The sequence below is a fragment of the Frankia sp. Allo2 genome, from assembly GCF_000733325.1.
In the GTDB taxonomy this organism is placed as follows: Bacteria; Actinomycetota; Actinomycetes; order Frankiales; family Frankiaceae; genus Frankia; species Frankia casuarinae.
Map to the genome: position 1 here is coordinate 1 of NZ_JPHT01000067.1, position 10,145 is coordinate 10,145.

The 10,145-nt window shown below is 65.1% G+C and carries 6 protein-coding genes and 2 pseudogenes; 1 reads left to right on the forward strand and 7 read right to left on the reverse strand.

The window, feature by feature from the left end; all coding sequences use genetic code 11:
• The 7 genes and pseudogenes from ALLO2_RS22135 to ALLO2_RS25165 all read right to left on the reverse strand — a co-directional run.
• Window positions 1-1,404, reverse strand: a 1,404-nt coding sequence (locus tag ALLO2_RS22135) for a condensation domain-containing protein (RefSeq protein WP_035734565.1), incomplete at its 3' end; no start/stop codon positions are given.
• 46 nt (window positions 1,405-1,450) lie between these two features.
• The gene (locus ALLO2_RS22140) at window positions 1,451-3,367 is read right to left on the reverse strand and encodes an ABC transporter ATP-binding protein (protein WP_035734562.1); all 1,917 of its coding nucleotides are present in this window, start codon (window positions 3,365-3,367) and stop codon (window positions 1,451-1,453) included.
• 114 nt (window positions 3,368-3,481) lie between these two features.
• A complete protein-coding gene (locus tag ALLO2_RS22145) occupies window positions 3,482-4,528 on the reverse strand; it encodes an alpha-hydroxy acid oxidase (RefSeq protein WP_011436875.1) in 1,047 nt (348 codons plus the stop codon).
• A 14-nt stretch (window positions 4,529-4,542) separates the two neighbouring features.
• Complete coding sequence (gene aroH, locus ALLO2_RS22150) at window positions 4,543-4,905, reverse strand: chorismate mutase (RefSeq protein WP_023842144.1); 363 nt, start codon at window positions 4,903-4,905, stop codon at window positions 4,543-4,545.
• Window positions 4,906-5,349: 444 nt separating this feature from the next.
• A pseudogene (locus tag ALLO2_RS22155) lies at window positions 5,350-5,889 on the reverse strand (tryptophan 7-halogenase); the annotation flags it as partial.
• A 59-nt stretch (window positions 5,890-5,948) separates the two neighbouring features.
• Window positions 5,949-7,016, reverse strand: a pseudogene (locus ALLO2_RS22160) (tryptophan 7-halogenase); the annotation flags it as partial.
• Between the two features lie 560 nt (window positions 7,017-7,576).
• Window positions 7,577-8,650, reverse strand: a complete 1,074-nt coding sequence (locus ALLO2_RS25165) for a ParB/RepB/Spo0J family partition protein (protein WP_131728967.1) — start codon at window positions 8,648-8,650, stop codon at window positions 7,577-7,579.
• A 1,284-nt stretch (window positions 8,651-9,934) separates the two neighbouring features.
• On the opposite strand from ALLO2_RS25165, the gene ALLO2_RS22170 reads away from it, so the two are divergent.
• Window positions 9,935-10,145 (forward strand): transposase family protein (locus tag ALLO2_RS22170; protein ID WP_232235274.1); only part of this gene is annotated, 211 nt, incomplete at its 3' end.

Here is a 10,145-nt window from a genome sequence, read left to right on the forward strand (position 1 = left end):
CCCCCCAAACACCCCCGGCAACGTCCCCACCCCAACCCCAACCCCAGTGTCATTCCACTCCTCCACCACCCGCACCCACTCAGCCGCACCCAACACCGGCACCCGACCCACCAACACCCCCGGATCCGCCGCCACAGCCTCCAGCAGCTCCACCAGCGACCGGGCGAAGCCTTCGGCCGCCTCACGCGAGAAGACGTCCGGCCGGTGCGTCATGCGGAAGCCGAGCCGCTCGTCGGGCAGCACGGTGAGGCTGAGCGGGTAGTGAGTCGCCTCAAGCCCGCCCACCGCCTGACTGATCTTGAGACCGTCCTCGCCCGGAGCCCGCCCGGGCGAATCGGAGGGGTAGCTCTCGTAGGCGAACAGCGTGTCGAAGGTCGCCCCCGCACCGGCCAGCCGCTGGATCTCGGCCAGCCCCAGGTACTGGTGAGCGATCAGAGCCGACTGCCGGTCCTGCAGGGCCGCCAGCATCGAGGTCACCGGCTGGTTCGGGTCCAGCGACACCCGCACCGGCACCGTGTTGACGAACAGCCCCAGCATGTCCTCCACACCGGGCAGCTCGGGCGGACGGCCGGCCACCATCGCCCCCAACACCACATCCGAGCGCCCGGCCAACCGGCTGACCAGCATCGCCCATACGCCCTGGATCAGGGTGTTCAACGTCAGCCCATGACCGCGGGCCAGGCCGCGCAGCGCCGCCGTCAGCTCCTCACTCACCGAGANGCGCACCCGACCGGGTTCCGGCGAGGCCTGCGCCGGATCGACCGCAGCGACGAGTGTCGGCCCGTCGACCCCGGCCAGCTCCTCCTGCCACGCCGTACGGGCCTGTTCCCGATCCTGCTGCCCCAGCCAGGCCAGGTGATCCCGGTAGGGCCTCACCGGCGGCAGCCCGTTCAGTCGCCCACCGCTCCGGTACACGGCGAACAGCTCACGCAGCAGCACCGACAGCGACCAGCCATCCAGCAGGATGTGGTGGACGGTGATCACCAATCGATGCCGCCGCGCGCCGAACCGGATCAGCAGGAAGCGCAGCAACGGCGGCGCCGCCGGGTCAAACCGGCGGCCGTGCTCCTCGGCCGTCGCCTCGCCGGCCCGCGCCTGTGCCGTGGCTTCCGGCAGCCCCGACAAGTCCGTCTCCGACCAGGGCAGCTCCACCTGCCTGGCAATCACCTGTACCGGCTGGTCCAGCGCCGCGGGCTGCCGGAACCCGGCCCGCAGGTTGGCATGCCGGTCCAGCAGCCGCTGGCCGGACTGCCGCAGGATCGCGGCGTCGAGCGGACCCTCGATGTCCAGTACGGCCTGCAACGCGTAGACGTCGGAGCCCTGCTCGTCATACAGGGCGTGGAAGAGAAGCCCTTCCTGCAACGGCGACAGCGGCCACAGATCCTCTATCTCCAACTGAGCCACCGTGCTTCTCCTCTCGAGTTCCGCGAAGGTGTCAGCAAGAAGGACGTCAGGCGCCGACCCTGTCGTCGACCGAGTCCGTCGCCTGCCCGGCGAACTGGGTGAAGTACAACTCCGCATAGAGCCCGCCCGCCGCCAGCAGATCTTCGTGCGAGCCCTGCTCGCGGACACCGCCCGCGTCGATCACCAGGATCTGGTCGGCCTCCCGGATGGTCGACAGCCGGTGCGCGATCACCAGAGAGGTACGGCCTGCCAGCGCGCTCTTCAGGGCCCGTTGGACGGCGGCTTCGGACTCGGAGTCCAGGTGAGCGGTGGCCTCGTCGAGCACCACGATCGACGGCGCCTTCAGCAGCAGCCGGGCCAGCGCCAGCCGCTGCTTCTCACCGCCGGACAGCCGGTAGCCGCGATCCCCGACGACGGTGNCCAGGCCGTGCGGCAGCGCGGAGATCAGATTCCAGATCTGCGCGCCCTGGCACGCCCGCACGATCTCCTCGTCGGTCGCGTCAGGCTTGGCATACGCCAGGTTCCGCCCGATGGTGTCGTGGAACATGTGCGCGTCCTGGGTCACCACCCCGACCGTGTCACGCAGTGATTTCAGCGTGAGGTCCCGCAGGTCGTGACCATTGATCCAGACTGTCCCAGCGATCGGGTCATACAACCGGGAGACCAGATGGGTGATCGTGCTCTTCCCGGCGCCCGAGTGGCCGACCAGCGCGGTGAGCTTTCCCGCCGGAGCCCGGAAGCTGATCCGATCCAGCACCATCGCGGTGCTCCCGGTGCGCTCGGCGGACGGCAGCGCGATCGATTCGAGCGAGGCGAGTGACACCTCGTCGGCGGTTGGGTAGCGGAACGACACCTCGTCGAACTCGATCTCCGGCGCGGCCGACGAGGCGGACGGCAGCGCGATCGCGCCGGGGCGTTCGGCGACGAGCGGCCGCAGGTCGAGCACCTCGAAGACCCGGTCGAAGCTCACCAGCGCGGTCAGCACGTTGAGCTGGATGTTGGAGAGCTGGTTGATCGGGCCGTACAGCCGGTTGAGCAGGACCGCGAAGGCGGCAAGGGTGCCGAGCTGGAAGTCGTCGTGGATGACCAGAACACCGCCGATGCCATAGACCGCCGCGGTGGCGAGCGAGGCCACCATCGTCATCGCGACGAAAAACACCCGCCCATAGACGGCGGTCCGCACGTTGATATCGCGGACCCGCGCCGCCCGGTCCTCGAACTGCCTGCTCTCGGTCTCGGGCTCGCCGTAAAGCTTGACGAGGATCGCGCCCGCCACGTTGAAGCGCTCGTTCATCATCGTGCTCATCTCGGCATTGAGCTGCATGCCCTCCCGGGCATACCGCTGCAGCCTGCGGCCGACGACCCGGGCCGGCAGCATGAAGCACGGGACGAGCGCGAGCACGACTATCGTCACGACCCATGACAGGTAGAACATCGTGACTATCACCAGGACCAGCGACAGCGCGCTGGACACCAACACAGTCAGCAACTGCGACATCGCCTGCTGCGCCTCGATCACGTCGGTGTTCAGCCGGCTGACCAGCGAGCCGGTCTGCGCCCGAGTGAAGAAGGCGATCGGCTGCCGCTGCACGTGGGCGAAGACCCGGGTCCGCAGATCATAGATTATCTGCTCGCCAAATCGCGCGGAGAGCATCCGCTGAGCGATTCCCAGAAAGGCATCCAGAAGGGCGAGTGCCGCGACGACCGAGGCGACTACGACGACCAGCCTGGTGTTCTCCTTCAAAATGCCGTCGTCGATGAGGAACTTGAGTAGCAGTGGATTGGCCGCAATACTCGCGGCCTCGAGTGACCCGGCTGCCAGCAGCAGCACCAGGCGCCACCGATAAGGCTTGGCATAAGGCAGGATCCGGCGCATTGTACCCGGCCTGATCTGCTGCCGGGTAATCGGTCGGTCACCACCCACCCCGCGGATCATCATGGGGCCCGGAGCTCCGAGCGTCATCACCGACCTCCTAAACACGGGACCCGAAGTAGTGGCCGCGGTATCGGTTCAACCGTACCTAGCGGAGTTTGCGGCAACCACTGTCCAACTGCCGAAAACTCACGGTGAGCCGTATCAGTGCCCAATGAGGCCGGGATGGATGTCGGCCAGCGAAGGTGTGCCGGTGAGGGTCATCGCGTCGGTGAGTTCCTCGATGAGAATGCCCAGCACATGAGCTGCGCCTTCCTGCCCGCCGACCGCCAGGCCATGGAGGACTGGCCGACCCACGAGCACCGCGGCGGCCCCCACCGCCAGGCAGGCCAGCACGTCCCGGCCCCGCCGGATGCCACCATCGACCAGGACCGGGCAACTGCCCGCCACCGCCGCCACGATCTCCGGGAGTACCTCGAAGGTCGCGGGGACACCGTCAAGCTGGCGGCCCCCGTGGTTGGAGACCACGATGCCGTCCACCCCCGCACGTACCGCCCGTTCCGCGTCCGAGGCCGTCAGGATGCCCTTGACCAGCAGCGGCAACGAGCTGATCGACCGCAGCCAGTCGATCACCGACCAGTCCAGGGTCGGGTCGAGCTCGGCGCTGGCGTGCGCGGCGGGCGAGGAGAAGCCATCCCCGTCGAGGTTGACCGGCATGATACCCGGAGGCAGCCGGAAGTCGTTGCGCACGTCGCGCAGCCGGCGGCCAAGCCGGGGCGCGTCAACGGTGAGGACCAGCGCATTCATGCCCGCCCGCTCCCCGTGTTCGATCAGCCGCTGCGTCCGGAAGCGGTCACGGAAGCAGTACACCTGGAGCCACAGCGGGGAGCCTGCGGCCGAGACCAGCTCCTCGAAGCGGCGCCCGGCCATGGTGGAGACGACGACGGGCATCCCGACCGAGGTGGCGGCCCGCACCGTGGCCAGTTCCCCATCTGGGTGAGCCAGCGTGTGGAAGGCCATCGGGGCGACAGCCAGCGGCGCCGCCCACCGGTCACCGAAGATCCTGGTGGCGATGTCGGGGTCGGACGCGCCGCGCAGCACGGTTGGCCGCAGCCGGACGTCGTCGAATGCCGCCATGTTAGCCGTGAGCGTCCGTTCCTCCCCGGCGCCGCCCGCGCAGAAGTCCCAGACCAGACGGTCCAGCCGGGCGCGGGCCAGGTTCTCGTAGTCGCCGAGCGTCAACGCGGTCATCCCAGCCTCCGAGATCACTGCGCCAGATCAGGGCGCAGCGCGCTCGCGCCGCGCAGATACACATGCCTGATCGGCGGGCGCGCCCCGTCGACCTCCACATGCGCCATCAGCCGTACGACGCGCGGCAGCGCCCCGGGCACACCGATCTCGCTGGCGCAGATCATCGGTACCGTGTGAAAACCAGCCTTCCTGGCGGCCAGCGCGGGGAACTCGGCGTCCAGATCCGAGGTCGCGGTGAACAGCACACTGATCACGTCGTCGGTCACCAGCCCGTTGCGGATGAGCATCTCGGTGACCAGCTCGACCGTCGCCTCGAAGATGTCCTCTCGCGCGTTCGCCCCGACCTGCGTGGCACCGCGGATCGCTCGCACAGTCATACCCCGCAGCGTCGCTCGGATCCAGACTCACAACAATGGCGTCCAGCAATTTTCCGCCAGCGCCATCGGATGCCTTTTCGACAGTCGGCAAGAACGGTTAGAGCGATATAATCGTTCACGGGAGCGCTCCGTGGCCCAGCGACGGAAACGGACCTCCTGAAAGAGCCCCGAATATCGGTTCGAATCCGATTCCGGGTACTCTGCATCTTCTCTTCACCCGGGTTATACCCACGGTGGCTGACGGCACGCGGCCGATGTGGTTGCCCGACCCGGCACGGAGCCGGGCCGTGGAACTGGCACAAGGCCGTAGAACTGGCACGCACCAGCGGCGCCATCTTACTGGGCTGACATCCACAGAACCAACCGGCCCACACAGACAACCGGCCCACACATGGTGGACCATGTGTGGGCCGGTTGCTTTTGGACGCGACCGGTACGGCCGGCCTAAGCGTCGGTGGGCAGCCAGAACATGCCGTCAGCCGACGAGACCAGACCGCCGGGGAACAGCGGGGTCTCCGGCTCGGCGTCCTCACCGAGCAGCGCGCGCATCTGCATCTGCGAGCCCTCGTGCATGACCCCGCGGATCACCTGCGACTTCATGAACGGCACCATGCTCTCGCTGTTGTTGGCCACGAGCGCGTCGACCGCGGTAGTGAAGTCGGCGGTGTTGGCCTGCAGCCGGAGGGCCAGGGCGTCGGCGTCGGTCAGCGCGGATTCCCCCGACGACACTCCGCCGATCAGCTCGACGAATGCCTCCAGCTCGGGCTGGCTGTTCCCGGTGACCTTCTTGGCCTGCCAGAAGTAGGAGTCCTCGCTGTGATGCATCTCGTAGAACGACACCAGAAACTCGTAGAACACGCCGTACTCTCGGCGGTAGCGGGCCTCGAACTCCTGCATCGCGGTCTTCTCGTCCACAATCTCGGCGAGGACGCTGGTGATGGACCGGGCCGCGAGCAGCGCGCTGTAGGTCGCGAGGTGCACGCCCTGTCTCTTATACACATCTCCGAGCGTCAGATGTGTATAAGAGACAGGCCGTACTCTCGGCGGTAGCGGGCCTCGAACTCCTGCATCGCGGTCTTCTCGTCCACAATCTCGGCGAGGACGCTGTTGATGGCCCGGGCCGCGAGCAGCGCGCTGTAGGTCGCGAGGTGCACGCCGGAGGAGAACACCGGGTCCACAAAGCACGCGGCGTCGCCGACCAAAACCATCCCGGGACGCCAGAAAGTCGTCTGATGATAGGAGTAGTCCTTGCGTACCCGGAGCTGGCCGTACTGCCCGGTGGTGACCCGCCTGGCCGGCGCGAGGTAATCCGAAATCATCGGGCACTCCTCAATGAGCGCCTTCATGGCCTGCTCGGAGTCACCCTGGACCTTCTCCGCCATTTCCGACCGTACGACCGCGCCGACGCTGGTCAGCGTGTCGCTCAGTGGGATGTACCAGAACCAGCCGCTGTCGAAGGCCACACACAGGATGTTGTTCCGGTTGGGCTCGGGCATCCGCCGGCCGCCCTCGAAGNAGCCGAACAGGGCCAGGCTGCGAAAGAACTCCGAGTACTGCCGGGTGCCACCAACCCGATGGTAGATGCGGCTTTTGTTGCCGGTGGCGTCGACCACGAAGGAGGCCCGCGCCTCACGCCGGTTGCCGCCGTCGTCGGTGTAGCGGATGCCGACGACCCGGTCGCCGTCCTCGATGACGTCGGTGGCCGAGCAGCCCTCGTGTACCTCGGCGCCGACCCGGCGGGCGTTCCGCAGTAGAATCTCGTCGAATTTCGACCGTTCAACCTGATAGGCGAATGAGGTCGGCCCAGCCATCCGCGACGACACCGAGAAGGCGAACGTCCACGGCTCCGGGGTGGCCCCCCATCTGAAGGTACCGCCGCGCTTGAGCGGGAAGCCGGCTTTGGCCAGTTCGTCGGCGGCGCCGGTCAGCCGGCAGACCCCGTGGATAGTGGATGGTAGCAGCGACTCGCCGATCTGGTAGCGCGGAAAGTGCTCCTTCTCCAGGACAAGGACTCGATGCCCCTGCATGGCCACCAGCGCGGCCAGTGTGGAGCCGGCGGGTCCGCCGCCAACGACCACCACATCAAATTCCGCAGAATCTGTCACGGCCATCTCCCACCATTTTTTCCGAGCCCTTTAAGCCCGCTTGACCAAATTTTCAATCTAGTTTCGAATTTTCTCAAATAAATGTCAAGGACATTCTTCCGACAACGGCTCCGCCGCCTCCTGCGCGGCTGATACAGCCAGTACGGCTGGTTCCCCGCGACTCGGCGCCACCAGTATCAGCCGGCGATGAACATCGTGATCAGCGCCATGAGAACGAGCATGGTGAACGGTTCCCTGCCGCCGCGGCGAGCCCCATATTCAGCGCGATCAACGCCGGTGAATCCCGGTGTCCACCAGGATGGTGGCCAGCCCCCTGGTGGGGGTGCTGGTGGGAGTCCAGTCCGCTCAGCCGTGGCGCCGTGAGTCCTCTCCTATCGTCCAACCGCGCGATCTCGGCACTTGAACAGCGGCTGGCCATCCTTGCCGCTCGGGCATCTGCGGCAGACCGCGGCGTACAACCGGCGGTATTCCGCCGGCTCCTCCCGACGACGCCGGCTGATGGACGGGCTCAAACCTTCGAAATCGCCCCCGTATCAAAAAATCGAGGCGCTACATCCACTCTTTCGCTACTCTGCCTCCGAGGAGACACGATGCTCGCCGTCCCGGAGTTCCTCCGCGAGCAGGCACCATATATCAGCATACCCAGAGAAGAGATCGGCGATAGCTTCCCTACAGTGGGGTGGNACGTTTTCGATGATCTTTTTTTTCTCCCGAGCCGTGACCGTGCAGTAGCTCAGGACGTGAAGCACCATCCTTCCTACCTCGTTGTACCTCAGTGACGGATCCTTCCGCAGAACATCAAAGAGAGAGAAAAGTTCATCCAGCGATCTCCTCTCTTTTCGTCCCGAGCTGAGGCTTTTACGCATCGCCATGCGTCGCCTGAGGTCCACCGTGTCGACGTTCCGCTGCTTTACGGGGACCGGGCTTGCTCCCCGGAGAACTCGATTCTTTACGTCCGCCACCGTAGTCGGAGAGATTCCGGCTTCCCTTGCGATCTGCCGAAGAGAGGCGGCGGGATTTGCTTTGATCAGTTCGCTGGCCCGCTCCCTGCCCTCCACAAAGCTCAACGGCCTCGTACGCCCATCCATACCAATCCTGCTCGTGAACTGAGGGACACTTTCGGCCAGGCTCTGGCGGATTTCCGAGATTTTTTTCGCGGAAACTCCGACTACCGAGGCCACAGCTCTGTCCGACCACTGCGGACGGCACGCGATAATACGCTTCGCAGCGGCCACCCGATCCGCCATCGTGAGCGGCAGGCCGTGCGTGACGTTTGCGGCGACCGCCAGGAGAAAAGCGTCTTCGACGTTGCCATCAAAGAACTGCACCCTGATATCTTCCTCACCACGAATCGCGGCGGCCCGTAGCCGGTGTATTCCATCGACCACCCTCATCGATCCCCGATGCACGATGATCGGCGGCAACACGGCTTCCGTCTCGGCCAGTATCTTGACATGATGCCCGACCTCGCCGGCCACGCGAAGCGACTCGGAGGTGGTGAGTGAATTTATCGGTAGTAGCTCAACGGTGGTGTTCTGTAGTTCGTTCAGCAGTTTTCTCAGATAGGACCAGCCATCGCCTCCGCGCCCTTCCGTCCCGTTTTCAGAAATCACGTGCTCTTCCTTCCTGAAGAGTTCCAAGGGATAAATTTACGGGTAACTGTGGCGTGGATGGATGAGAACTATCCGCGAGGCTTGAGCCGAAAGATTCCCTCGTGACGAAGGCCAGGCGAAAGGCGCTCCGGCGGGCTTCCCGGCAGGAGGGCCGAAGGTCCACCGGCCCGGTGGGCACCCGGGCCGAACGGGTGGGGATCGACCAGGCTTGGCCCGGAACGCCATCCGGGCTCGGGACCGGTGTCCACACCAACTTCGGCCGCTCAACGTGGTCACCCAGATGACGCCGCCTGGTTGATCTTGAGCGTTTTCATGAACCTTGCCGAAGAGCAAAAGATTACCAAACAACAACGAATTTGATTACACATGAGTATTAATCCCACTAGGGTGGGCACCTACAGTCGACAAAGAATGTGGGTGACGGCCGGCAGTAAAAATCCGTGCTGTCTCACGGGCGGGCCGAAGGTGAGAGCGGGAATCGAGGAAACGTAAGGAGGAACGAATAATGGACGTCTAGATCACCATAGTTCGAAGCCCCCAGCGAAGATCTTTATGGCGGCCTTCTGGATGGCCCCTCACGGAACCCCCCTCAAGAAGATCTGAAAAGACAGAACGATGCCCATGAGACGGACCTCACGCTAGCACCGATACCCCGCGCCTCGCAAGCTTTGTCCTCGCAATCCTTCGCCGTGGAGTTTGCCTAAAAACAACCGTCCAAATTGCCAGGTTTGTCGAGGGCCTCACGCTCTGCCACTGACTCGCCGGGCCACACCGGTAAATATCTCGTCCCCTGCTCGGATACCCGGGATGAATGTTTCATCATGCGACCACTGTTTGCGCAGGTAGCAGACTAGATCANAGTTCTGGTTCCACCTTGAACGCCGTCCCCTTAGAACACGTTTGAGGTCGTCGTGCGATAACTCTCCGTACCAGCCAGGGCGTACGACGGGTATGCCTTGCCGGGGAGAGGCCCGATGCCGTCCGCCAGGAGCATGGGACGTGTCCATTCAGGGTGGGCGGCCGTAGCCCGCTGACTTTGGGGTTTGTATTGAGGAGGTACGTTGGGCTCGTTGCTTGGTCCTGGTGGTTGGACGTGGAGGATCATGGGTCGTGGCTGATCCGTCCATGTCATGGCAGGGCGACGTCAAAGTAGGTACGGCGTGGCGTCTTGAGTTTGTGGTCGGCTACTGCTNGGGGTNGGGCCGCGAAGGGCCCTGGAACGCGGCAGACGCGGCACCTACAGGAAGATCTGAGTTCTCACGCAAAGGTCTTCCAGAAGCAGGTGCCGCGTCCGTGTCTGTAGTGTCCCCCATGTTGTGGCTTGAGTGTCAGCAGGAGCAGGTNGAGGTCTCGACAGCCGCGCAGGTCGCGGGGCTGGTCGCGGTGTTGCGGCGGGTACCGGACTGGCGCGACCCGCGGGGTGTTCGCTACGAGCTCGCGCCGGTCCTGGCGTTGTGGGTCGCGGGCAACATCGCAGGTCACGACACCACCGTGGCGGTGTGGGAGTGGGCCTGCGCCCTCC